The 24,955-nt window shown below is 65.2% G+C and carries 17 protein-coding genes; 3 read left to right on the top strand and 14 right to left on the bottom strand.

Annotated elements, in window-relative coordinates; all coding sequences use genetic code 11:
* Positions 1-7: 7 nt before the first annotated feature.
* Entirely contained in the window at positions 8-613 is a 606-nt protein-coding gene (locus tag B6V76_RS17905; RefSeq protein WP_088720095.1) for a hypothetical protein, read from the bottom strand.
* 159 nt (positions 614-772) lie between these two features.
* On the opposite strand from B6V76_RS17905, the gene B6V76_RS17900 reads away from it, so the two are divergent.
* On the top strand, positions 773-1,165 hold the full coding sequence (locus B6V76_RS17900) for a hypothetical protein (protein ID WP_088722497.1): 393 nt from the start codon (positions 773-775) through the stop codon (positions 1,163-1,165).
* Between the two features lie 81 nt (positions 1,166-1,246).
* Here the strand turns inward: B6V76_RS17900 and glmM are convergent, their stop codons facing one another.
* From glmM to B6V76_RS17860, 8 genes are all read right to left on the bottom strand, one after another.
* Entirely contained in the window at positions 1,247-2,590 is a 1,344-nt protein-coding gene (glmM, locus tag B6V76_RS17895; RefSeq protein WP_088720093.1) for a phosphoglucosamine mutase, read from the bottom strand.
* The gene (gene folP, locus B6V76_RS17890; protein WP_088728078.1) at positions 2,587-3,606 is read right to left on the bottom strand and encodes a dihydropteroate synthase; all 1,020 of its coding nucleotides are present in this window, start codon (positions 3,604-3,606) and stop codon (positions 2,587-2,589) included. The genes glmM and folP overlap by 4 nt, the downstream gene beginning before the upstream one ends.
* Positions 3,607-3,646: 40 nt before the next feature.
* The gene (locus tag B6V76_RS17885; protein ID WP_075776953.1) at positions 3,647-4,567 is read right to left on the bottom strand and encodes a dihydroneopterin aldolase; all 921 of its coding nucleotides are present in this window, start codon (positions 4,565-4,567) and stop codon (positions 3,647-3,649) included.
* 123 nt (positions 4,568-4,690) lie between these two features.
* On the bottom strand, positions 4,691-5,371 hold the full coding sequence (locus B6V76_RS17880) for a cell wall hydrolase (RefSeq protein ID WP_075776954.1): 681 nt from the start codon (positions 5,369-5,371) through the stop codon (positions 4,691-4,693).
* Positions 5,372-5,627: 256 nt separating this feature from the next.
* Positions 5,628-8,168: a putative PEP-binding protein gene (locus tag B6V76_RS17875; protein WP_088728077.1), complete on the bottom strand. Its 2,541-nt coding sequence runs from the start codon at positions 8,166-8,168 to the stop codon at positions 5,628-5,630.
* Between the two features lie 165 nt (positions 8,169-8,333).
* Positions 8,334-10,619 (bottom strand): glycine--tRNA ligase subunit beta, encoded by a 2,286-nt coding sequence (gene glyS / locus B6V76_RS17870; protein WP_088728076.1) that lies wholly within the window; start codon positions 10,617-10,619, stop codon positions 8,334-8,336.
* A 1-nt stretch (position 10,620) separates the two neighbouring features.
* Entirely contained in the window at positions 10,621-11,097 is a 477-nt protein-coding gene (locus tag B6V76_RS17865) for a DUF6446 family protein (RefSeq protein ID WP_088722494.1), read from the bottom strand.
* Complete coding sequence (locus tag B6V76_RS17860) at positions 11,094-12,041, bottom strand: glycine--tRNA ligase subunit alpha (RefSeq protein WP_088720089.1); 948 nt, start codon at positions 12,039-12,041, stop codon at positions 11,094-11,096. Before B6V76_RS17860 ends, B6V76_RS17865 begins: the two co-directional genes overlap by 4 nt.
* A gap of 224 nt (positions 12,042-12,265) precedes the next feature.
* Between B6V76_RS17860 and B6V76_RS17855 the strand changes: the two genes are divergently transcribed.
* Positions 12,266-14,233 carry a trypsin-like peptidase domain-containing protein gene (locus B6V76_RS17855; RefSeq protein WP_088728075.1) on the top strand — a complete coding sequence of 656 codons (1,968 nt, stop codon included), beginning with the start codon at positions 12,266-12,268 and terminating at the stop codon, positions 14,231-14,233.
* Here the strand turns inward: B6V76_RS17855 and B6V76_RS17850 are convergent, their stop codons facing one another.
* The gene (locus B6V76_RS17850) at positions 14,234-15,682 is read right to left on the bottom strand and encodes a TrkH family potassium uptake protein (protein ID WP_075776959.1); all 1,449 of its coding nucleotides are present in this window, start codon (positions 15,680-15,682) and stop codon (positions 14,234-14,236) included.
* Between the two features lie 192 nt (positions 15,683-15,874).
* Here B6V76_RS17850 and pyc point away from each other — a divergent pair, with 192 nt between their 5' ends.
* Positions 15,875-19,309 (top strand): pyruvate carboxylase, encoded by a 3,435-nt coding sequence (pyc, locus tag B6V76_RS17845; protein ID WP_088720087.1) that lies wholly within the window; start codon positions 15,875-15,877, stop codon positions 19,307-19,309.
* Positions 19,310-19,686: 377 nt separating this feature from the next.
* On the opposite strand, the gene B6V76_RS17840 is transcribed toward pyc, so the two are convergent.
* The 4 genes from B6V76_RS17840 to B6V76_RS17825 form a co-directional block, all read right to left on the bottom strand.
* Entirely contained in the window at positions 19,687-20,238 is a 552-nt protein-coding gene (locus tag B6V76_RS17840) for a sarcosine oxidase subunit gamma family protein (protein WP_088728074.1), read from the bottom strand.
* Positions 20,231-23,185, bottom strand: a complete 2,955-nt coding sequence (locus tag B6V76_RS17835; RefSeq protein ID WP_088728073.1) for a sarcosine oxidase subunit alpha family protein — start codon at positions 23,183-23,185, stop codon at positions 20,231-20,233. Before B6V76_RS17835 ends, B6V76_RS17840 begins: the two co-directional genes overlap by 8 nt.
* On the bottom strand, positions 23,182-23,505 hold the full coding sequence (locus B6V76_RS17830) for a sarcosine oxidase subunit delta (protein ID WP_088720084.1): 324 nt from the start codon (positions 23,503-23,505) through the stop codon (positions 23,182-23,184). The genes B6V76_RS17835 and B6V76_RS17830 overlap by 4 nt, the downstream gene beginning before the upstream one ends.
* Before the next feature lie 70 nt (positions 23,506-23,575).
* Positions 23,576-24,820, bottom strand: coding sequence for a sarcosine oxidase subunit beta family protein (locus B6V76_RS17825; RefSeq protein WP_075776998.1), 1,245 nt, complete (start codon positions 24,818-24,820; stop codon positions 23,576-23,578).
* Between the last annotated feature and the right edge of the window lie 135 nt (positions 24,821-24,955).

The raw sequence follows: 24,955 nt of genomic DNA, 5'->3' as shown, positions 1-24,955 counted from the left end.
GGTCGGGTTACACCCAGTAGCTCGCGCCATTGGCCATGTTCATCGTCACGCCCCAGGCGAGGTAGAAGAGCCACGCGCCGGTCAGGAGCTGGAACACGCCGCCGGTTTTCTCCGCCGCCTCGCTATTGGTCCAGCGGGCGCCCAGCTCGGCGAGATAGATCAGCATCAGGCCGATGAAGAGAATCGCGGCCGGGATGTCGCCATTGCCCCAGAACGAGATGGTGCCCATCGCGCTCAGCCCGAACAGCGGAATCGCCATCCACGCCTCCGGCCCGGGATCGGAATGGGTGTAGCGTCGCAGGCCGATGACGAACCAGTGGATGCCGTAGAGCGAGAACGCGACGGCCGCCATGTAAAGCGGGGCCGCGTTGGCGAAGACCGGGAACCAGGTCAGGCCGATCATCAGATAGATGCCGGTCAGAAGCTGCCCGAAGCCACCGAGGAAGATGCCCCAGAGGCCCAGGGTTCGTTCCTGCGCCAGCGGGTCACCCGACCAGCTCGGCCCATTAGCGACGGCCGCGCCGCCCTGTACGAAATAGTTGATCGAGAGGGACAGGAAGCCGACTGCGAGCGGCCAGAAATCGGATGTGGGAAATAAGGACGATTGGTCCATGACGCGCCTCCATAAATTTCGTCCCTCCACTGCCCCAAGGCGGCGGAAAGCCTTGAAGTTCAGTCACGTTTTGGTCACTTCAGGCGCGACCGCGGCAGCGCGCCGCCTTGCGGGGCCACGGTGTTCTTGTCACAGTTCCGCGAATTGAAAGGGAAGCAGATGGCCGGACCCGACCACGACGAACTCGAAGCGATCTTCGAGGAGCGCGCAAAATTCTTCACCCCGAAATGGTTCGGCGATCTCTTCGCCGGACGGCTCGCGCCGGGAGATACGTTCTGGGCTGGCAATTACGGACCCGCGCTGGTGGTGGTGCCGCTGATCGTGATCCTGGCATTGTTCACCGCACTGATCTCGCCGGGCCATCTTGGCGGGTTCTTCGGAAGCTTCGCCGTGGCGGCCGGGATCTACCGGATCGCGGTGCTGGTCGGGCTCATCCGCTCGGTCTGGCGCGCGGAGGCGGGTCCGACATTCTGGCGGTGGGCGGGCGTGCTCTGGACCGTGTTCGAAGCGGTTGCCCTGATCTGGCTGGGGCTGGACCTCTTCGGCCAGTAGGCAAATGGGGGCGCGACGCCCCCTAATTCGCTCTTCCAATATATCCCCGGGGGGCGGTCGCAGGCCGGGGGCAGCACCCCCTTAGGCGGTTTCGGCCTCGACGGCGGCGACGATGCTGTCGACCGTCGCTTCCAGAAGCGTTTCGTCCTCGCATTCCGCCATCACGCGGATCAGCGGTTCGGTCCCCGACTTCCGGATCAGCAACCGGCCCTGACCGTTCAGGCGGGTCTCCGCATCCAATATCGCTTTTGCAACATTATCGGCGCTCAAAGGCTCCTGCCCCGCCTGATACCTTACGTTTTTCAACATTTGCGGCACGGTCTCGAATTGCCGCACAAGGTCGGAGGCGCGCTGACCGGTCTCGACCATCGCGGCGAGGAATTGCAGCCCTGCCATCAGCCCGTCGCCTGTCGTGGCGTAGTCGGTCATCACGATATGGCCCGACTGCTCGCCGCCCAGGTTGAAGCCGCCCTCACGCATCCGCTCGACCACGTAGCGGTCGCCGACCTTGGTGCGCTCGAGCCGCAGCCCCTCGGCCTCTAGGAAGCGCTCCAGCCCGAGATTGGACATGACGGTCGCCACCAGCGCGCCGCCCGAAAGCTGCCCCGACTGCGCCCAGCGTTTCGCGAAGAGCGCCATGATCTGATCGCCATCCGCGACATGGCCGGTTTCGTCGATGATCATTACCCGGTCGGCATCGCCGTCGAGCGAGATCCCGAGATCGGCGCCATGCGCCACCACGGCCTCGGCGCAGGTGCTGACATGGGTCGAGCCGCATCCGTCATTGATGTTGCGCCCGTCGGGCGAGACGCCCACGGGGATCACCTCGCAACCCAATTCCCACAGGACGTCCGGCGCCGCACGATAGGCCGCCCCGTTGGCGCAATCGACGACCACTTTGAGGTCGGGTTTGCGCAGTTTCGGGAAGGTGGTCTTGGCATATTCGACATAGCGCCCAAGACCATCGTCGATCCGCTTTGCGCGACCGATATTCTCGGGGCGCGCGAGCCGGATCTCGGTGTCCAGCATCGCCTCGATCTCGGTCTCGGCCTCGTCGCTGAGCTTGAACCCGTCGGGGCCGAAGAACTTGATCCCGTTATCCTTGGCCGGGTTGTGGCTGGCGGAGATCATGATCCCCATATCCGCGCGCATCGAGCGGGTCAGGTAGCCCACGGCGGGCGTCGGCACCGGGCCGAGCAGCAGCACGTTCATCCCCGTCGAGGTCAGGCCCGCGGTCAGCGCGTTCTCGAACATGTAGCCCGAGAGCCGCGTGTCCTTGCCGATCACGACGCGGTGGCCGCGTGAGTCGTCCTGCCGGAAATAGCGGCCCGCCGCAGCGCCCAGTTTCAGCGCCATCTCTGCGGTCATGTGCCCGGAATTGGCCTCGCCGCGCACACCATCGGTACCGAAAAGCTTCCTGCTCATTCCTCGAATCCTCTCTTGATCGCGTCCCAGAGACGGATGCCTTGGGCGATCTCGGCCACATCGTGGACGCGGTGAATCTGGATGCCTTGATCGAGCCCGGCGAGTGTCACGGCCAGCGTACCGGGGGCGCGCTGGTCGGCCTCTTCCGCGCCGCCCACGGTCCCGATGAAGCGTTTGCGCGACACGCCGAGCAGGACCGGGCAGCCCAGCCCGTGAAACAGGCTGAGTCCACGGATCAGGGCAAGGTTGTGCTGCGCGGTCTTGCCGAAGCCGATGCCGGGATCGGCGATGATCGCCTCGCGTGCGATGCCGTAATCCTCGGCCAGCGCGATGCGGTCCTCGAGATAGTCGTAGACGTCGAGCAGCACATCCGTGTAGCGCGGATCGTCCTGCATCGTCTCGGGCAGGCCCTGCGCGTGCATCAGGCAGATCGGCGCGCCGGAGCCCTGCGCGACCTCGACCATCGCCGGATCGAATTCCATCGCGGAGACGTCGTTGAGCATCGCGGCCCCGGCCTCCAGCGCCTGATCGGCAACCAACGATTTGCGGGTGTCGATGGATATCGGCGCGTCGAAATCTGCATCGCGCAGCGCGGCGATCACGGGCGCGGTGCGGGCGATCTCTTCGTCCTCCTCCACCTCGGTAGCGCCGGGACGTGTCGACTCGCCGCCGATATCGAGAATGTCCGCGCCCGACTTGCGCAAGTCGAAGGCGCGTTCGATCGCGGCGTCCTCGACGTCGAAGCGCCCGCCATCGGAGAAGCTGTCAGGCGTGACGTTCAGGATGCCCATGATCCGCGGCGCATCGAGCGTGATCCCGGCGACCGAGGTGCGCGGATTGCACAGCCGCTCCATCACCTCTTCGGGCAGATGGGCCGCGGGAATGATCTCGGGCTCGCCGTCGCGGCGTAGAAGCTCCACCTCGTCGAACCAGCACCACCCCCCCGCGAGGGTCAGTGCCGTGTCTGGACGGGCGGAGTCGGTTCGGGCGATCGGGCGATAGTAGAGCTTCTCCATACGCTCCATTCACCCGATTGCGTGCGAGAGTTCAAGACGTTCAGAGCGGGCGCGTCTCCACCGGCACGCGGCTTCCTGCCGGGGCTGAAACAGTCCCGTGAAGTTCCAGCCGGGTCGCGGCCATCTGCTCGGCCAGCCAGAGCGCCAGCGCCATCGCGTCGCGGGCGGGGCTTTTCGGACCGTCGGTTGCGTCCAGCACGATCTTGGAGGGCGCCCAGACGACCATCTGGCCGTGGCGCATCGCCCAGTCGATCTCGGTGCGCGTCGCCACCACGACGCAGCGCGGATCGCGCGCAGCAAGACGCCAGGCGTTCTGCTCGATCGCGAGAAGGTCGATGCGGCGCTGCGTTGGTCCCTGCCCGCTTTCGGGAACCTCTCCGTCAGGGAGCCCCACCGCGAGGATGACCGGGTGGCCCGCCTCCTGCAGCACGTCGAGCCGCGCCGACAGGTCCGGCGAGTCTATGGCCGCGTTCGAGAGATAGGCGACGATCGGGTGCAGGCTTTCCTCCACCCCGCTCGCGTCGATGCTTTTCACCGGGACAGACGCGCGGGAGCGCACGATCTCGACGCCGAGCGCGCCGGGGCCGCGGTCGAGCTTCTCGATCCGCACGAAGACGCGCATCGCCTGCGGGCTCGCGAGGATGCGCTCTGCCACGCCGGCGGCGAGCGTCTCCAGAAGGTTCACCCGCTCTTCGGCCAGCTCCGCCGCAATCGCCTCGGTGATACGGTCGTAGGACAGGATGCGGTCCACATCGTCCTCGAGCGGCTCCGGCGTCGGCCGCACCTCCACCACGACATTGAATTGCAGACGTTGCGTATGGCCGCGCTCCTGCTGGAAGGCGCCGATATCGGCCTCCACCACATGGTCGCGCAGCGAGATGCGATCCCGGGGATCGGTGGGCGCAGATGCGGCCGCCCGCGCTTCGGGATGCGAGAAGGCGAGGGAAATGTCGGAACTCATGCGCGCCTCGGGAATTTTTCAGTCATGTCGAGCAAGTCGAGCATAGGAAAAGGGCGGGCCGAAGCCCACCCTCAACCGTCGTTTCATCGCCTGCCCGCGACTCGGGCCTCCGAAGACGCGGCCTCAGTTCGAGGCGGTGCGCACCGGGTTGGCGTAGAAGATGTGATGGCCGATCGACGCGGTCTTCGCAAAGCGGCGCGACCAGCTCGGGCGTACCGCGCGGGTATGGAAGTACGTCGCCCCTTCGGTCAGCGAGCGCGGCGCGCCGTCGATCATCGCCCGGGCGACTTTCGCGACCTCGGCAAAGGCCCCCTTGTTGTGGACCGTATCGGCGCGACCGTCGCAGTACCAGCTGAACTGGCAAGCGCGCGAGTTGCCCTGATGGACGACGCCGCAAATCGAGCCGGGGAAGCGCGGATCGTCGACACGGTTCAGGATGACCTCGGCGACGGCCTGCTGGCCCTTCACGCTTTCTCCACGCGCCTCGAAGTAAAGCGCCTGCGAGAGACATTCGAATTGTTTGTCGCCCTTCGCAGCGGGTTGCTCGGACAGCCATTTGGCAGAAAGGACATCCGGCAGAGTAGCATGCTTCTTGGACCGGGCCGGCGCCATCGTGAGCGCGGTGACCCGTCGTTTGTCGATCGCGCTCATCGCGGAGCGCTCCGTCCACAGGACCGACATCAGTCCTTGTTCGGCGACCTCAGTGGGGTCGTTCGACTGGCTTACCGTGACTTCGGCACGCAAGCCTCCGGCGAGGGCGAGGAGGATGACAGCACCCCCCGTCCAGCTTTTCAGCAGTGACATGGTTTTCTTCCGATAAGAACAATCGCCGCGCACCCCCCATTGAGCCGCGACGGCGCATCGCTTACCCGAGCGAGCTACCCATGTCTAGGCTTTCACGCAAATATGCGCAGCCCCCTGCGGAGCCACGGCGGATTCTTGCCAAAATGCACGGTGATTTGCGTGCTATGTCCCTCGTCAGTCGCATACCGCGATGAGCGCCGATTTGCCAATGGTATTTGAGAAAAACCGCCGAAATTCCGCCTCTGTGACATTACCTTTACGGAAAGGATCGTCCGCGCGGCGCCAAGAGCGCGAAATGGGCAGCGGCGAGACGGGCGACCGGCACCCGGAAGGGCGAACAGGAGACATAATCGAATCCCGCAGCCCGGCAGAAGGCGATTGATTCGGGGTTTCCTCCATGCTCTCCGCAGACCGAGATCGTGACATCGGGCCGGGCCGAGCGTCCGCGCGCGGCCCCGATCAGCAGCAACTCCCCCACCCCTTCGACGTCGAGAATGTGGAACGGGTCTTCCGCGTAGACCTGCTGGTTGACGTAGGTCGACATGAAGCGCCCCGCGTCGTCGCGTGAGAGGCCGTAGGTCATCTGTGTGAGGTCATTGGTCCCGAAGGACAGGAAAGCCGCGTGCTCGGCGATTTCGCCAGCGCGGAGCGCCGCCCGGGGCGTCTCCACCATCACGCCGAGGCGGTAGGTGAAGTCTGCCTTGGTCTCGGTGCGCACGGCGGCCGCCACGGCGTCGATGCGAGTCTTCACGATCTCCACCTCGCGCGAGGCGGAAACGAGCGGGATCATGATTTCCGGCACCACCTCGGCGCCCCGGCGGAGCGCCTCCACGGTCGCCTCGAAGATGGCGCGAGCCTGCATGTCGTAAATCTCGGGCACGGTCACGCCCAGACGCACGCCGCGCATCCCCAGCATCGGGTTGAACTCGGATAATGCCTCCACCCGGCGCGTGACCTCCGACAGCGGGCGATCCAACGCCTCGGCCAGCTCGCGCATCCCCTCGCGGTCATGCGGCAGGAATTCGTGCAAAGGCGGGTCGAAGAGGCGGATGCAGACCGGCTCGCCCTTCATCAACTCGAACAGCGCCCCGAAATCGGCCCGCTGCATCGGTAGCAGCCGTTCGAGAGCGGCGCGGCGATCCTCCGGCCCGTCGGCGAAGATCATCTCGCGCATCACCGTCAGGCGGTCTTCGTCGAAGAACATGTGCTCGGTCCGGCACAGCCCGATCCCGTCGGCCTCGAACATCAGCGCGGTGCGCGCATCCTCGGGCGTGTCGGCGTTGGCGCGGATGCCGATGTCGCGCACCAGATCGGCCCAACTCAGAAGTGTGCGGAACCCGTCGTCGAGCGCCGGCGCCAGCATCTCCGCCGCACCCACCAGCACCTCGCCATTGGTTCCGTCGAGCGTGATCGTGTCGCCCTCGCGGAACAACCGTCCCTTGGGGCCGCGGAACTGGCGCTCGCGGCTGTTGATCTCGATCTCGGCGCCGACGATGCAGGGCAGCCCCAGGCCGCGCGCGATCACCGCCGCGTGCGAGGTCATCCCGCCGCGCTCGGTCAGCACGGCGACCGCCGCATGCATCCCGCGAATATCCTCGGGTGAGGTTTCGCGGCGCACGAGGATACAGGGCTCGTCGCGCGCAGCAGAGGCCTGCGCAGCCGCCGCAGAGAACACGATCTTGCCGGCCGCCGCCCCCGGAGAGGCCGCGATCCCGCGCGCGAGCACGTCACGCGGCGCGCGCGGATCGACCTGATAGTGCAGAAGCTCGGTGATGGCGCGCGGCTCGACGCGCAGCAGCGCATCCTCGCGCGAGATCACGTCGTCATTGGCCAAGGCCACCGCGATGCGCACGGCGGCGCGCGACGAGCGCGGCACCCGCACCGCGTCGATCACATGGACCTTGCCGCTCTCGATGGTGAACTCGATCTGCATCTCCTCGCGCAGCTTCACCCGGCAGCGCGCGCCGTAATCCTTCAGCGTGTCGAACACGCCGCTATCTGCCTCTTCCAGCGAGGCGCCGCGCGGGTCGCGCGTGAGATAGAGCGTCTCCACCGCGCTGGTACGGCCCTGGCTCTGGCCGCGGAACCGCCCGGTGATCTGCGGCGCGCCGGTCACGCTGTCGACGAATTGCATCGTGCCCGAACCCGACAGGCCCGGCCCTATCCCCAGCGCCATCTCTTGCACCAGAAGGCCCAGCACGGCGTCGGGCGGCGCGCCCTTGGCCTGCCGCAGGAGCCGCGCCGTCGTGCCTTCCCAGGCCCGCGCCATGGAGCGCAGCACCTCGGCCAGTTGCCGCGCGCCCGATTGCGGAAACCGCTCGTCGGTTTCTTCCTCATAGGCGTCCAGCGCCGCTTCCAATGCGCCCGGCCCCGGCTCCTGCTGGAACATGTCCGGGTCGAGCCGCGCGACATGGATCGAGTAGAGCTGCACGAAACGAAGATAGAGCGCGTCGGCGGCCTCGGAGCCGTGCGTATTCGACAGCACCGCATGCATGTCATCATTCATGCCGACATTGAGCACCGTGCCCGGCCCGCCCCATTCGGGATTTTCGGGGCTCGGTCGGACCGAGACCAGCATCTCCGGCCCGAAGCACTCCGCGATCGCGGTCATGTCGAAAACCTGCCCCGACGCGATCGCGCGCACCGTCTCGGCGGGCAGCGCGACGGTTTTCGGGACGGGTAGATCGAGCCGGATCAGCCGCTGAAGGCATTTCGCGCGCCAGCCGTGGCGTGCCTTATCGACCGACGCCGACGGCGCAAGGGTCACAAAATCAGCGTTTTCAACGGGTTTCTGCATCGCAGCGCGCCTTCTCTCTCGACGCAGGATAGGCTGATTCCCGCCTCTCGCAAGTGTGACATTCGGACAGAGGACGCGGCGTCACAGGACCACCCTGTTTCGGCCTTGCGACAGGAGGCGCCGTGCGGGCGCCTCCGGCGGGGATATTTACATCAAGAGGAAGGATCAGCCTTCGATCTTGGTGAGGTCGGCCACATCGAGACAGATCTGCCGGATGCGCGAAAGCAGGTTGAGACGGTTGCGCCGCAGGATCGGGTTGTCGGCGTTGATCTGCACCGCCTCGAAGAAGGCGTCGATCGGCGCGCGCAAATCGGCCATGGCGGACATCGCAGCGGCGAAATCCTCTGCCTGCATTGCGGGGGCGATCTTGGCTTCGGCGGCGTCGAGCGCGGCGAAGAGGGCTTTTTCCTCGTCGGTTTCCGCGAATTTCGGATCGGCGCCGAAGCTGTATTCCACCCCGTCCTTTTCCTCGGCCTGCGTGAGGATGTTGTTCGCGCGCTTGAAGCCCTGGATCAGGTTCTCGCCGTCGTCGGTCTTGAAGAAGTCCGACAGCGCCTCGGCGCGCTTCACGACGAGGGTGAGATCGTCAGAGCCCGGCATGGCGAGCACGGCGTCGATCACGTCGTGGCGGATGCCCGCATCGCGCAGGTGGACCTTCAGGCGGTCGTGGAAGAAGGAGAGGAGGTCGGCTGGTGCGACGACAAGCCACTTCTTGTAGTCAACATATTGTCGCTCAAACTTCGAAATACCGTCCAGCAGACTACGCTCGTGCATTTCCACTTGGTCTGTCGGCTCTTTCGTGAGGGGATCAATTGGTTGCCCCTTCACTTTAGCGGCTTCAAATTCCGCGAAGCGCGCTTTTAGATCTTCAAGCCGATATGCGAGATAGTTAGAGAATTCCCGATCTCCAACACGATAAGGCTCGCTTTCAATCAGGCGCTCAAATACCGGGGCCAAGTCGATACGCAGATCATTCGCCAGCACCAACCGGATCACCCCCAGCGCGGCGCGACGCAGCGCGAAGGGATCCTTCGAGCCGGTCGGCTTCTCGTCGATCGCCCAGAAGCCGGTCAGCGTGTCGATCTTGTCGGCGAGCGCCACGGCGACCGAGACGGGCTCGGAGGGCACGTCGTCGGACGGGCCAAGCGGCGCGTAATGGTCGCGACAGGCATCGGCAACGGCGTCCGACAGCCCCGCCTTTTGCGCGTAGTAGCGGCCCATCACGCCCTGCAGCTCCGGGAATTCGTAGACCATTTCAGAGCGCAGATCGGATTTGGCGACGCGGGCGGCCTCGGCGGCAAGGTCCGGCTTCGCGCCGACCAAGGGCGCGATTTCGCGCGCGAGGTTTTCGATCCGGCGGATACGGTCGCCTTGGCTGCCCAGCTTGTTGTGGAAGGTCACGGCGTCGAGCCCCGCGCCCATCCCTTCGAGCCCGTGCGCCTGAACGGTGCGCAGGTCGTTTTCCCAGAAGAACTTGGCGTCCGACAGACGCGCCGAGAGCACCTTCTGGTTACCCGCGAGGATCGTCGCACCGTGATCGGCGGTCTCGCGGTTGGCGACGGTCACGAAACCCTCGATCCGACCGGTCTTGGGGTTCTTCACCGAGAAGAATTTCTGATGCTCTTTCATCGAGGTCTGCAGCACCTCGGGCGGCAGGTCGAGGAATTCGCCGTCGATCTCGCCCATCAGGGTGACAGGCCATTCGACGAGGCCCGAGACCTCGGCCAGAAGGCCCTTGTCCGGCACCACTTCCCAGCCCTTGGCGAAGGCCATTTGCGCGGCGTCGTGTTCGATCGCCTCGGCACGCTCATTGGGGTCGAGCATGACCTTGGCGGCTTTCAACTGCTTGGCGTAGCTCTCGTAGCCCGAGACCTGAAGCAAATCGGGCGCCATGAAGCGGTGACCGCGCGTGGTGTCGCCGGCCTTGATGCCGTCCACGTCGAGCGGCACGACGGTCGCGCCGGCCTCGTCGGTCAGGATCGCGAGGATCGAATGCAACGGGCGGACCCAGCGCAGGTTGCCCTCGCCCCAGCGCATTGATTTCGGCCAGGGGAAGTTGCGGATCGTCTTCTCCAGCACCTCGGCCACGATCTCAGTCGCGGGACGGCCGGGCTTTTCGATCACCGCGAAATAGACCTGCCCCTTCTTGTCGTCGCGCGCCTCGAGCTGATCCATCGTCAGCCCGGTCGAGCGCAGGAAGCCCTCGATCGCCTTCTCCGGCGCGTCGGTGCGCGGGCCCTTGCGCTCTTCGCGCAGGGTCGGCGAGTTGGCAGTCAGCCCCTCGACGGTCAGCGTCAGGCGGCGCGGGGTCGAGAAAGCGCCGGCGGAGGCATAGGTCAGACCCGCCTCGACGACGCCATCGGTGATCAGTTTCTTCAGATCCTCGCGGGCCTTGGGCTGCATCCGCGCGGGGATTTCTTCGGAGAACAGTTCAATCAGAAGATCGGGCATGTCATTTCTCCGCTTCGTCGTTCAGTTGGTGCCAGACATAGGCCCGGCCATCGGGATAAAGAGCCACGACCCGGTCGACGCCGGGGTGGATGTTGTGTTGCGACAGGAAGGCCACCGCGCGGCCTGCCTCGAGGTCGGCGCCGATGGTTTTCGCATCGTAGCAGTCGAACCATTTCGGGCCGATCAGCGGGGTCGGTCGGTCATAGACCTCATAGGTCTCGGTCGCCGTTGCGATCGACAGATCGGTGTCGAAGCAGGCGCGGTAGCGCAGGGGCGAGCTGTCCGCGTCGATCCCTTTGTAGCCTTCGGCGTCCAGCGGATCCTGCGTCGTGCCGTCCAGCTCCATCAGCGAGACTTTCGCCGCGTCGGAGCCCGGCGCGATCTCATCGTAATAACCGTATTCCTGCGAATAATAGACCACCGCGCCGAAGACGAGCGCGATCACCACGATGCCGCCTCCGATGAGTTTACCATTCACGCGACGGCCTCGCCGGTTTCGGTTTGGGAGGCCCCGCCTGCTTCGGTGAGCACGAAAGCGTCGGCGCAGGCCTTCGCCAGCGCACGGACGCGGCCAATATAGGCCTGACGTTCGGTGACCGAGATCACGCCGCGCGCGTCGAGCAGGTTAAAGAGGTGGGACGCCTTGATGCACTGGTCATAGGCCGGGTGCGCCATGATGATCTTGCGGCCTGCGTCGTCGGTCTCAGGCGAGGCGAGGATGCGTTCGCATTCGGCCTCGGCATCCTCGAAATGGCGCAGCAGCGTGTCGGTGTCGGCCACGTCGAAATTCCAGCGCGAATATTCCTGCTCTGTCTGGCGGAACACGTCGCCGTATTTCAGCGCGATCGGCGCGGACGGGTCGTTATAGGGCATGTCCATGACGTGATCGATGCCCAGCACATACATCGCCAGACGCTCGAGCCCGTAGGTCAGCTCGCCCGAGACCGGCTTGCAGTCATGGCCGCCGACCTGCTGGAAATAGGTGAACTGGCTGACTTCCATCCCGTCGCACCAGACTTCCCAGCCAAGCCCCCACGCACCGAGCGTCGGGCTTTCCCAGTCGTCTTCCACGAAGCGGATATCGTGCAATTCGGTGTCGATCCCGATCGCGCGGAGCGAGCCGAGATAGAGCTCCTGCAGGTCCGGCGGGCTCGGCTTGATGAGCACCTGATACTGATAGTAGTGCTGCAGGCGGTTCGGGTTCTCGCCATAGCGGCCATCGGTCGGACGGCGCGAGGGCTGGACATAGGCGGCCGCCCACGGCTTGGAGCCGAGCGCGCGCAGCGTCGTCGCCGGGTGGAAGGTGCCTGCCCCCACTTCCATGTCATAGGGCTGCATCACCGCGCAGCCTTTCGAGGCCCAATAGCTCATCAGGCGCAGGATGATTTCCTGAAAGGATTTCGGGGCGTCCGGGTTTGCCATATTTCGCACCTTCCGTTGAAGCGCCTTCTCTCTAGGCAAGGGGCGCGGGGGCGTCAACGCCCTGCAAGAGTTCGGGCAGGCGATCCGCGACATGCGGCGCGCAAAGCTGCGGCCCCTGCCCCACACCGGCGGATTTCGTGACCCGAACGGGGGCGTTTGGGGGGTGACCTCGGCTCGCGTTGCGCTAAGTTCGGGGGAAAAGCTTATATCATCGGGGAGTGGCAATGCGGGCAATTTCACGGACAGTTTCGATCGTCGTCGGGGCCAGCCTGACCGGCATGGTCTGGACCGGCGCGGCCTGGGCCGAGGCCTGGGTACAGATCGAGGCGAAAAGCTCGCTTGCCCAAGCCGAAGCGCGCGCCCGCGACTGGGCGGGCATGTTCCCCGACACGACCGGGTTCCGGCTTGATTCCGGCTGGTACGCGATCGCGCTTGGCCCCTTTGCCGACGATGCGGAGGCGAATGCGCGGCGCCGGGTTCTGCGCCGCGAGGGTCTGATCCCGCGCGACAGTTTCGTGGCCGATGGCAACAACTTCCGCCAGCAATTCTGGCCGGTGGGCGCGACATTGAACACAGCCCCGCAGGCGACCCAGCCCGCCCCGCAGGCCGACACGCAAAGCGACGTGCGCGGCGCGCCGATGCCTGCGCCGATCGACGTGGAGCCGCTGGACGGTCCGGATGAGACGGCGCAATCGAGCGATCAGACCACGCCACCCGATGCGATGGCGAGCACACCCGATACGTCTGCGCAAGATACCACCACCGCGCCCGAAGCGCTGAACTCCGACACCACCGCGGCGTCTGACGCACCGGCCCTGCGGGACGTTACCCCAGCCCCGCAAGAGGCTACGCCCGCGCCCGAGCCTGTGGAGACGCTGGCGGAGTCGCGCCGTCTCGAAGCCGCCCTCGATCCGCAGACCAAGCGCGACATCCAGACCGCGCTGGAATGGGTAGGCAGCTATCAGGGCGCGATCGACGGGATTTTCGGCCGTGGCACGCGCGGCTCCATCGCCGACTGGCAGTCGAAGAATGGCTACCGACCAACAGGCGTCCTGTCCTCGACCCAGCAGGCCGCACTTCTCGACAAGGTCGCCTCCGAGCGCGCGGCGCTGGGGCTGCAGACCGTCACCGAGCAGGAAGCCGGGATCCGGATCGAGCTGCCGATGGGGCTGGTGAAATTCGCCCGCTACAACGCGCCGTTCGTCAATTACGCACCCAAGGACGACAGCGGCGTGCAGGTACTGCTGATCTCTCAGCCCGGCGACACGGCGCGGCTGCGCGGGCTCTATGACGCGATGCAGACGCTTGAAATCGTGCCGACGGGCGGCGAGCGCAACATCCGCGGCAACAGCTTCACCATCGAGGGCGAGAATACGGCGGTCCATTCCTACACCCATGCGGAGCTCTCGAACGGGCAGATCAAGGGCTTCACGCTGGTTTGGCCCGCCGGGGACGACAAGCGAATGAATCGCGTGCTCGACGCGATGAAGGGAAGCTTCACGCCGATCGGCTCCAAGACGCTCGACTCGACGCTCGGTCAGCCGATGTCGGTAACGCGGGCCGCCCTGATGGCGGGGATCGAGAAACGCGCACCGGTCTTCTCGCGCTCGGGCTTCTTCATCGATGCGGACGGCCATGTGCTGACCGCCGCCGAGGGGCTCGACCAGTGCGGCCGGATCACGATCGAAGACCATGCCGCCTCGCTCAGCTTCGACAGCGGCGCCAAGGGTTACGCGGTTCTGACGCCGCAAGACACGCTCGCCCCGAGGGAAGTCGCGAAATTCAATCCCGACGCGCCGCTGGCCGGGGCGAAGGTCGCGGTAGCGGGCTTCTCCTACCCCGAAGCGCTCTCCGCGCCGGTGCTGAATTTCGGTACGCTCTCGGCGCTCAAGGGGCTGGAAGGACAAGAGAATCAGGCCCGGATCGAGGCGCAGACCCGCGCGGGCGACGTGGGCGGGCCGGTGCTCGACGGGACGGGCGCGGTCGTGGGGATGTTGCTTCCCGCGAGTGACGACGCGAACCGGGTGCTGCCCGACAATCTGAGCGTCGCGCTGCAAAGCAAGGCAATGACGCCGGGCCTGTCGGACAAGGGATTCACGCCGAAAGAGGCGGGCATCTCGGCCAACCGCGCGCCGGAAGACCTGCAGCAGATGGCCGACGGGATGGTGGTGCAGATTTCCTGCTGGAAGTGATCAGCCCCGCCAGAAGCGCGGCAGCAGCAGCACGAGCACGCTCATCAATTCGAGCCGCCCGAGACACATCGCCGCGCTCATCAGCCACTTCGCGCTGTCGGGGAAATCCGCGACCGAGCCGTTGGCGGTGATCTCGGGCCCCCATGCGGGGCCGATATTGGCGATCGAGGTCCAGGCGGCGGTCATCGCCGTCTCGGTTCCGAGCCCGGTGAAGGTCAGCGCGATGATCAGCATCCCGAAGATCAGGATGAAGAGCGAAAAGAACGCCATCACCGAGTTGACCACGCTATCCTCGACCGGGCGCCCGCCATATTGCACCTTCAGCAGGCGGTGGGGCGAGTAGAGCCGCTGGATCTGCGCCTTGATCGCCTCCAGCAGGATCAGGTAGCGGAACACCTTGACGGAACAGGCGGTGGAGGCCGTGCAGCCCCCGATCAGTCCGGAAATCAGCAGGATCGTGAAGGCCAGATGGCCCCATTGGGTCACGTCCTCAGAGGCATAGCCGGTGCCGGTGAAGGTCGAGACCACGTTGAACGTCACCTCCCGCAGCGTCGGCCAGAAAGAGGCCTCGTGGCGGATCATGCGGTAGAGCACGATGATCGCGATCGCGTAGCCCATCCAGCGCAGGAAGGCACGCACCTGCGGGTCGCGCCACAGTGGCATCGTATCGCCGCGCATCACCTGAACGAAGCGGATGAACGGCATCGCGGCCAGCGCCATGAAGACCGAGGCCGCGTATTCGGGCGCGCCCTTATAAACGGCGAAGCTGGCGTCGTAATTCGAGAAGCCGCCCGTGCTCATCGTCGTAAGGGCGTGCATGATCGCGTCGAACCCCTTCATGCCGAGACCGATATAGGTCAGCGCGCAGGCAATCGTCAGCCCGACATAGATGCGGATCAGCGCGGTCGAGATATCCATTGCGCGCGGCAGGATTTTCCCAAGCGTGTCAAACCCTTCCGAGCGGAAGAACTGCATCCCGCCGACCTTCATCACCGGAAGGAAGATCATTGCGACGATGATGATCCCCAGACCGCCCAGCCATTGCAGCAGTCCGCGCCACAGGTTCACCCCCGGCGGCAGCGTATCGAGTTGCGGAATCGCGGTGGTGCCGGTCGTGGTCAGCCCTGACATCGCCTCGAAATAGGCATCGACCAGAGACAGATGCGGCACACCCAGCATGAAAGGTAGCGCCCCGAAGAACGGCAGCGTCAGCCAGACGAGCGAGGTCAGCAGAAAGCTTTGATGGATCGAGAGCGTCCGCGCCAGCCCGTCGCGGGAGGCCAGCGCCAGCAGCGCGCCTGCCGTCGTCGTCAGCACCGCGCTTTCGACGAAAACCAGCCAATGCGCTGCACCATGGCCCAAATCCACCGCCGCCGGGATAAGCATCGTCAGCCCCAGCACGGATGTCAGCATTCCGATGATATATCCAACCGGGCGCAGATCGATCATGCGCCCCACCTTGCCCAGAGCGTCAGTCTAGTCAATCCCGGACCGGACCGGGACGGGCGCGCATCGGTGCGGATCGACTTTGCAAACTCTCGTACATTGGTCAGTAAATTTGCCCAAGTTTGCAGGTAGGCCCTTGCGCTGCGGCGCGGCAACTGTACCGTAGCGGCCACTTTCGACAACAGGGAGAACGCTATGTTCAACAAGATCCTCGTGGCCAACCGTGGCGAGATCGCCATCCGGGTGATGCGCGCCGCCAACGAGCTGGGCAAGAAGACGGTCGCCGTCTACGCCGAAGAGGACAAGTTGGGCCTGCACCGCTTCAAGGCCGATGAAGCCTATCGCATTGGCGAAGGCCTCTCGCCCGTCGGCGCCTATCTCTCCATCGAAGAAATCATCCGCGTCGCCAAGGAAAGCGGCGCCGACGCGATCCACCCGGGCTATGGCCTGCTGTCGGAGAACCCCGATTTCGTCGAAGCCTGCGATGCCGCCGGCATCACCTTCATCGGCCCGAGAGCCGAAACGATGCGCGCGCTCGGCGACAAGGCCTCGGCCCGGCGCGTCGCGATCAAGGCCGGCGTGCCGGTCATTCCCGCGACCGAAGTGCTGGGCGAGGATTTCGACGCGATCAAGAAAGAGGCCGCCGAGATCGGCTACCCGCTGATGCTGAAAGCCAGCTGGGGCGGCGGCGGGCGCGGCATGCGCCCGATCCTCGGCGAGGAGGAACTGGTCGAGAAGGTCCGCGAAGGCCGGCGCGAAGCCGAAGCCGCCTTCGGAAATGGCGAGGGCTATCTCGAGAAGATGATCACCCGCGCGCGCCACGTCGAAGTGCAGCTTCTGGGCGACACGCATGGCAATCTCTATCACCTCTACGAGCGCGACTGCACCGTGCAGCGCCGTAACCAGAAGGTCGTCGAGCGCGCCCCTGCCCCCTACCTGTCGGACGAACAGCGCGAAGAGGTCTGCCAGCTCGCGCTGAAGATCGGTCAGGCGGTCGGCTATGAATGTGCCGGCACGGTCGAATTCCTGATGGATATGGATACCGACAATTTCTACTTCATCGAGGTGAACCCGCGCGTTCAGGTCGAGCATACCGTGACCGAGGAAGTCACCGGCATCGACATCGTGCAGGCCCAGATCAAGATTGCCGAAGGCGCGACACTCGCAGAGGCGACCCGCGCCAAGTCGCAAGACGAGATCGAACTGTCGGGCCACGCGCTGCAATGCCGCGTGACCACCGAAGACCCGCAGAACAACTTCATCCCCGATTACGGCCGACTGACCGCCTATCGTTCGGCCACCGGCAACGGCATCCGCCTCGATGGCGGCACAGCCTATGCGGGCGGCGTCATCACCCGCTATTATGACTCGCTGCTGGTGAAGGTCACCGCCTGGGCGCAGGATCCCGATCAGGCGATCCGCCGGATGGACCGCGCCCTGCGCGAATTCCGTATCCGCGGCGTGAGCACGAATATCGACTTCGTCATCAACCTGCTCAAGCACCCGACCTTCCTCGACATGAGCTACACGACGAAGTTCATCGACACGACGCCGGAGCTGTTCGACTTCAAGCAACGCCGCGACCGGGGCACCAAGATCCTGACCTATATCGCGGACATCACGGTGAACGGTCACCCCGAGACCGCGGGCCGCAACAAGCCGCATGCCGAGGCGAGACCGCCGCGCCTGCCCGCGTTGAAAGACGAGGTGAAGCCCGGCAGCCGCAACCTGCTCGAGAAAGAGGGCGCGAAGGCGGTCGCCGACTGGATGAAGGCGCAGAAGAAGCTGCTGCTGACCGACACCACGATGCGCGACGGCCACCAGTCGCTGCTGGCAACCCGGATGCGCTCGATCGACATGATCAAGGCAGCCCCCGCCTATGCCTCGAACCTGAGCGATCTGTTCTCGGTCGAATGCTGGGGCGGCGCGACATTCGATGTGGCCTACCGCTTCTTGCAGGAATGCCCGTGGCAGCGCCTGCGCGACATCCGCGAAGAGATGCCCAACATCCTGACCCAGATGCTTCTGCGCGCCTCGAACGGCGTGGGCTACACGAACTACCCTGACAACGTGGTGCAGTTCTTCGTCAAGCAGGCGGCTGAAAGCGGCGTCGACGTGTTCCGCGTCTTCGACTCGCTGAACTGGGTCGAGAACATGCGCGTCGCGATGGATGCGGTGATCGAGAGCGGCAAGATCTGCGAAGGCACGATCTGCTACACGGGCGACATCCTCGATCCCGACCGCGCGAAGTATGACCTGAAATACTATATCGGCATGGCGAAAGAGCTGGAAGCGGCGGGCGCCCATATCCTCGGCCTCAAGGACATGGCGGGTCTTCTGAAACCGGCCGCCGCGCGTCAGCTGATCTCGGCGCTCAAGGAAGAGGTCGATATCCCGATCCACTTCCACACCCATGACACCTCTGGCATCGCAGGCGCGACGATCCTTGCTGCCGCCGATGCGGGCGTCGATGCGGTGGATGCGGCGATGGACGCGTTCTCGGGCGGCACTTCGCAGCCCTGCCTCGGCTCCATCGTGGAGGCGCTGGCCCATACCGAGCGCGATACCGGCCTCGATATCCACGCGATCCGGATGATCTCGAACTACTGGGAGGCCGTGCGCCACCAATACGCGGCCTTCGAGAGCGGTCTCGAGGCTCCCGCCTCCGAGGTCTACCTGCACGAAATGCCCGGCGGCCAGTTCACCAACCTCAAGGCGCAGGCGCGCTCGCTGGGGCTGGAAGAGCGTTGGCACGAGGTGGCGCAGGCCTATGCCGATGCCAACCAGATCTTCGGCGATATCGTAAAGGTCACGCCGTCGTCGAAAGTCGTGGGCGACATGGCGCTGATGATGGTCGCGCAGGGCCTGTCGAAGGAAGACGTGCTCGACCCGGCGAAAGATGTCTCCTTCCCGGATTCGGTGATCGACATGATGCGCGGCAATCTCGGCCAACCGCCCGGCGGCTGGCCCGAGGGGATCGTGGCGAAGGTGCTCAAGGGCGAAACGCCTTCGACCGAGCGTCCCGGCAAAAACCTGCCCCCGGTGGATCTGGAAGCCGCCCGCAAGGAGGCCTCCGAACAACTCGACGGGCGCGAGATCGATAACGAGGATCTGGCGGGTTACCTGATGTATCCCAAGGTCTTCACCGATTACGCAAGTCGCCACGAAGCCTATGGCCCGGTGCGCACCCTGCCGACCCCGGTCTTCTTCTACGGGATGGAGCCGCAGGACGAGATTTCCGCCGAGATCGACCCCGGAAAAACGCTGGAGATCCGCTATCTCACCACCGGCGACACCGACGAGCTGGGCGAGGTGAAGGTCTATTTCGAGCTCAACGGCCAGCCCCGCGCCGTGCGCGTTCCGAACCGCGCGGTGAAGGCGACGACCGCGGCGAAACCGAAGGCCGAGGCGGGTAACCCGGATCATATCGGTGCGCCTATGCCGGGCTCGATCGCCTCGATCGCGGTCAATGTCGGCCAGAAGGTGAAGCCGGGCGATATGCTCCTGACCATCGAGGCGATGAAGATGGAAACCGGCATCCACTCCGAGCGCGACGCCACCGTGAAAGCGATCCACGTTTCGCCGGGCGCCCAGATCGACGCGAAGGATTTGCTGATCGAGCTGGAGTAAACCGGTCCTGATCGAGACCGAACCGCGCGCCAAGGCCCCGCCCCGGCGCGCGGTTTCATTTTCGGACCGACCGTGAAGTTCGGGGGGGCTGCCCCCGGGCCCGCACGGGATATTTGGTTCATTGAAGGCGAAAAACGCCTGGCTCTAGCCTCAGAGAAGACGGAAAGCCGGGCGTCTCGAACTGCGCGGCAACCGGCATCCCGCCTGCACCGCAGCGGCAGCATAGACGGACCGAGGCTTAGTAATTATTTCGGCTTTCCAATTGCTTGACATTCCCCTGAGGCGTGAGACGGAGTGAGAATTCGTCGTTTCAAACGACACGACCCCGAACACTGAATAGCCTGGACTGAGGGCCGGCGGGCGCCAGTCCCCGCCCCTCAAAACAATTCCGACCCGGGGCGCGAGGAGACCTCCAGAAGACCCATCACGTAGCCCGCGACGGAGCGGAAGGAGACTAGCGAGATCTCGTCTTCCCCCGATCGCCAGAACGCCGCCGCCACTTGTGCCGCACGGGAGCGGCGGATCTCGCCTTTGGGTAGAGTCGCGACATCGGCGGGGGAGAGCTTCATCACCACTTGGTCGGCCTTTTCGCCGCGGATGGTGAACATCGCGCGGGCGTCAGAGACGTTGACGACCAGCGCATGCTCTGCGGCAAGCGCCTCGGCCAGCCGGTCGGTAAGCGCGAGCGCCTCGTCATGGGCGCAGATCAGCAACAGCTCATCCGGGCTCATCCACGCGATGGAGCGCCCGTCGACGGTCTCGATCCGGCGCGGACCGGGGACGGGCAGCCCCTCGGCCTTGAGCGCCTTGGCCAGCGCCTTCGCGCCCAGATCACATCGGATGGAGATCATGCCCACCAGTCCGGCCTCGGACACGGTGACGAAACCTTCGTGGCTCTGCCCGGAAAGGGCGCTGACGGCCTCAGACATTCTGCTTCTCCCCGTCTTTGTCGTAGAAGACCGGATCGACGATCCGCGCCTTGACCATGTCCTCGCCCTCACCGGTGAACTCGATCACCTCGCCCATCCGGTCGGGCCCGTTCAGCACCAGCCCCATTGCGATGCCTTTGCCGATCGTCGGCGAGTAATAGGTCGAGGTGACGCGGCCTTGCGTGTTGCGCTGACCGTTGGCGTTGAACCCGTCGGCGGGCGCGTGGCTACCATCGGGGATCACCGATCCGTCGAGCGTCTCGAGGCCGACGAGCTTCCAGCGGTTCGGGTCGGTCATGTGGGACCGCTCCTGCGCGCGCTTGCCCAGATAGTCGGTCTTCTTCTTCGAGATCGCCCAGTTGAGGCCCAGATCCTGCGGGATCACGGTGCCGTCGGTCTCGTCGCCGATCATGATGAAGCCCTTCTCGGCGCGCATCACGTGCAGCGCCTCGGTGCCGTAGGGCATCGCGCCAAGCGCTTCGCCCTCGGTCATCAGCTTCTCCCACAGCGCGAGGCCCTGCGACGCGGGAACCGCGATCTCGTAGCTCAGCTCGCCCGAGAAGGAGATGCGGAAGATGCGCGCGTCGAAACCGCCCAGCGTGCCGTCCGCCCATTGCATGAAGGGCAGCGTCTCCTTGCTGACATCCATGCCACCCAGTCGCTCCAGCAGTTCGCGCGACTTCGGGCCGACGACGGCGATCTGGGCATATTGCTCGGTCAGGTTGGCGGTGTAGACCTTCCAGTCCCACCACTCGCATTGCAGCCAGTCTTCCATCCAGCCATGGATGTGATCCGCCCCGCCCGAGGTCGTGTGGCACAGCCACGTATCTTCGGACAGGCGCGCCACGACCCCGTCATCCATCAGGAAGCCGTTCTCGTTGCACATCAGCCCGTAGCGGCATTTGCCGACTTTCAGCGTCGACATCATGTTGGTGTAGAGCATGTCGAGGAATTTCCCCGCATCCGGCCCTTTCACCACGATCTTGCCCAGCGTCGAGGCGTCGAGCATGCCCACATTCTTGCGGGTATTGGTGATCTCGCGATTGACCGCGTCGCGGTGGCTCTCGCCCGATTTCGGGTAGCAATAGGGACGACGCCAATGGCCGACCGGCTCCCAATGCGCGCCCTTGGCTTCGTGCCAGGACTGGATCGGGGTGCGGCGCAGCGGCTGGAACAGCTCGCCCTTGGCTTCCGCCGTCACGGCGCCGAGCGAAATCGGCGTGTAGGGCGGGCGGAAGGTGGTCGTGCCAGTGGCCGGGATCGGTTGGCCAAGCGCATCCGAGAGAATAGCGAGCCCGTTGATATTGCTCAGCTTTCCCTGATCGGTCGCCATGCCGAGCGTGGTGTAGCGCTTGGTATGTTCGACCGACTCGTAGCCCTCGCGGGCGGCCAGCTGCACATCGGAGACCTTCACATCGTTCTGGTAGTCGAGGAAGCTCTTGAAGCGCAGCGCGTCGGGCGCGCCTGCGGGCATCATCCAGACGGGGGCGAGCGGCGCTTCCTCCTCGGAAGCCGCGCCGATGCCCAGACCGCCCATCGCCTCGGAGAGCGTCAGATCGCCATTGGCGGCCCCCACGACCGTCGCCATGCCGGTCCCATCCGCGCCGGTCGGCGGACGGTTCGGATCGGGGCGGAACATCGCACGCGCATCGTCCCAGGTCAGCTTGCCGCCGCAATGCGACCACAGGTGCACGACCGGCGACCAGCCGCCCGACATCGCGACGCAATCGCAGTCGATCGTCTCGACCGCCCCGCCCTCGCCGGCCTGTGCGCAGATCTCGACGCCGGAGACGCGTTTGCGACCGAGCACTTTCGCGATGCCGCGGCCCTCGAGGACACGCACGCCGCGCGCCTTCACGGCTTCGGGCAGCGCGCCATGGGTTTCCTCACGCGCGTCGACCACGGCCGAGACCGTCAGCCCCGCATCGAGGATCGCGAGCGCCGTGCGATAGGCGTCGTCGTTGTTGGTCACGATCACCGTGCGATCGCCGGGCGAGACCGCCCAGTTCACGATGTAATCGCGCACCGCCGAAGCCAGCATCACGCCGGGCACGTCATTGCCCGCGAAAGCAAGCGGACGTTCGATCGCGCCGGTCGCGGTGATCGTGTGGCCCGCACGGATGCGCCAGAGACGGTGGCGCGGACGGCCATCGCCGGGAGTGGTGTCGGCGAGGTTCTCGTAGCCGATGACATAGCCATGATCGTGCAGACCCGCCGCCATCAGGCGGGTGCGCATCGTGACATTCTCCATCGAGGACAGTTCGACCAGCGCGCTGTCGATCCAAGTCTGCGCGTCGTGACCGTCGATTTGACCGCCATCGACCGGCGTGCGCCCGCCCCAGTTCGGGGTCTGCTCGATCAGCCAGACGCGTTTACCGGCGCGGCCTTCCTTGAGCGCCGCGGCAAGACCCGCCACACCCCCGCCCACGACGAGCACGTCGCAATGGGCGTAGACCTGCTCGTAGCGATCCGGGTCGGCCTCTTTCGGCACGCCGCCCAAGCCCGCCGATTTGCGGATGATGGGTTCGAACAGGTACTTCCACGCTGCGCGCGGGGCCATGAAGGTCTTGTAGTAGAAACCCGCGGGCAGGAATTTGTAGAAGGTGTTGTTGATCTCGCCGATGTCGAAATCGAGCGACGGCCAGTGGTTCTGGCTGGTGGTCTCGGCCCCCTCGAACAGCTCGGTCGTGGTGGTGCGCTGGTCGGGCTCGAACCGCGCGTTGCGGCCCAGACCGACGAGCGCGTTCGGCTCTTCCGCGCCCGAGGCCACGATGCCGCGCGGGCGGTGATATTTGAACGACCGGCCCACCATGAGCTGACCACCGCCCAGCAGTGCCGAGGCCAGCGTATCGCCCGCAAAGCCGCGCATCGGCTTGCCGTTGAAGGTGAAGGCGAGCGGTTTCGCGCGGTCGATCAGACGACCACCCTTGGAAAGACGCGTGCTCATTTATAGCCCTCCCAGTCGGGGCGTTTCGCTTTGATCTTCGCGATCACATCGGCGGGGGGCTCGGTGGTCTGCGCCTTGTAGGTCGCAAATACCTCGAGCGTGCCCGTGTCGCGTGCAGCCAGGAACCACTTGCCGCAGCCATAGGCATGCCGCCAGCGCTCGAAATGGACGCCTTTCGGGTTCTTGCGGGCGAACAGGTATCCCTCGAACTCGTCATCCGACGAGCCCGGCCCGAAGCGTTTTAGATGCGCCTCTCCGCCCGGGGCGAATTCGGTTTCCTCGGCGGTGACGCCGCAGCAGGGACAGGTGAGGGTCAGCATGTCGGATGCACCTCTTTACTGGAGAGCGCCGGGAGGGATTTGAAGCAGGTCGAAAGGGAGGTCGTCTTCATCAGTGCGCCACCCCTGCGGCGACGCTTTCGTCGATGAAGCGGCCTTCCTTGAAACGGTCGAGCCCGAATTGGTCGGTCAGCGGCGAGTGGCCGCGCGCGATCAGCTCGGCCATGCCATAGCCCGAGCCCGGGATCGCCTTGAACCCGCCGGTGCCCCAGCCGCAATTGACGAAGATGCCCTCGACCGGCGTTTTCGACAGGATGGGCGAGCGGTCGCCGGTCATGTCCACGATGCCGCCCCATTGGCGCAGCATCTTGAGGCGCGAGATGATCGGGAAGGTCTCGACCAGCGCGCGGGTGGTTTCCTCGACATGGTGCCACGAGCCGCGTTGGGTGTAGTTGTTGAACCCGTCCGTGCCGCCGCCGATCACCATCTCGCCCTTGTCGGATTGCGACATGTAGCCGTGCACGGTGTTGGCCATCACGACCACATCCATGCAGGGTTTGATCGGCTCGGACACCCAGGCCTGCAGCGCCACGCTCTCGATCGGCAGACGGAAGCCCGCCATTTCGGCCAGGACCGAGGAATGCCCCGCGACGATGATGGCGAGCTGTTCGCAGTCGATCTCGCCCTTGGTGGTCGAGATGCCCTGCACCTTGCCGCCTTCGGTGCGCACACCGGTCACTTCGCATTTCTGGATGATGTCCATGCCCATGTCAGAGCACGCCCGCGCATAGCCCCAGGCCACCGCGTCGTGCCGCGCCGTGCCGCCGCGCTTTTGCAGCAGAGCGCCCAACACCGGGTAACGCGGCCCGTCGATATTGATGATCGGCACCAGCTCCTTGACCTGCTCCGGTCCGATCCATTCGGTGTCGATGCCCTGCAGGCGGTTGGCGTGCACCGTGCGCTTGTAGCCGCGCACCTCGTGCTCGGTCTGGCCCAGCATCAGAAGACCGCGCGGCGAGAACATCACGTTGTAGTTCAGATCCTGGCTCAGATCCTCGTACAGCGCGCGGGCTTTCTCGTAGATCGCCGCCGACGGATCCTGCAGGTAGTTCGAGCGGATGATCGTGGTGTTGCGGCCGGTATTGCCGCCGCCCAGCCAGCCCTTCTCGATCACCGCGACATCGGTGATCCCATGCACCTTGCCAAGGTAATAGGCGGTGGCGAGGCCATGCCCCCCTGCCCCCACGACAATGACCTTGTAGCGTTTCTTCGGCTCGGGCGAGCGCCAGGCCCGCTCCCAACCGCGATGGAAGCGCATCGCCTCACGCGCAACGGCAAACATCGAATAGCGTTTCATGAGCGCGCCTCCGAGCAGTCTCGACTCTTTCGCCTTTGTGATGGACCGGGGCGGCGGGCGAAAGCCCCCCTGTTGCGGCATCGCAGGGAAAAAAGCGACATGGGCCTGCGACATCGGGTTCCATTCACGCGCTAG

It is taken from the genome of Thioclava sp. IC9 (assembly GCF_002213225.1).
In the GTDB taxonomy this organism is placed as follows: domain Bacteria; phylum Pseudomonadota; class Alphaproteobacteria; order Rhodobacterales; family Rhodobacteraceae; genus Thioclava; species Thioclava nitratireducens.
The sequence above is the reverse complement of the archived record's forward strand: the minus strand, read 5'-3'. Positions and strand labels throughout refer to the sequence as shown.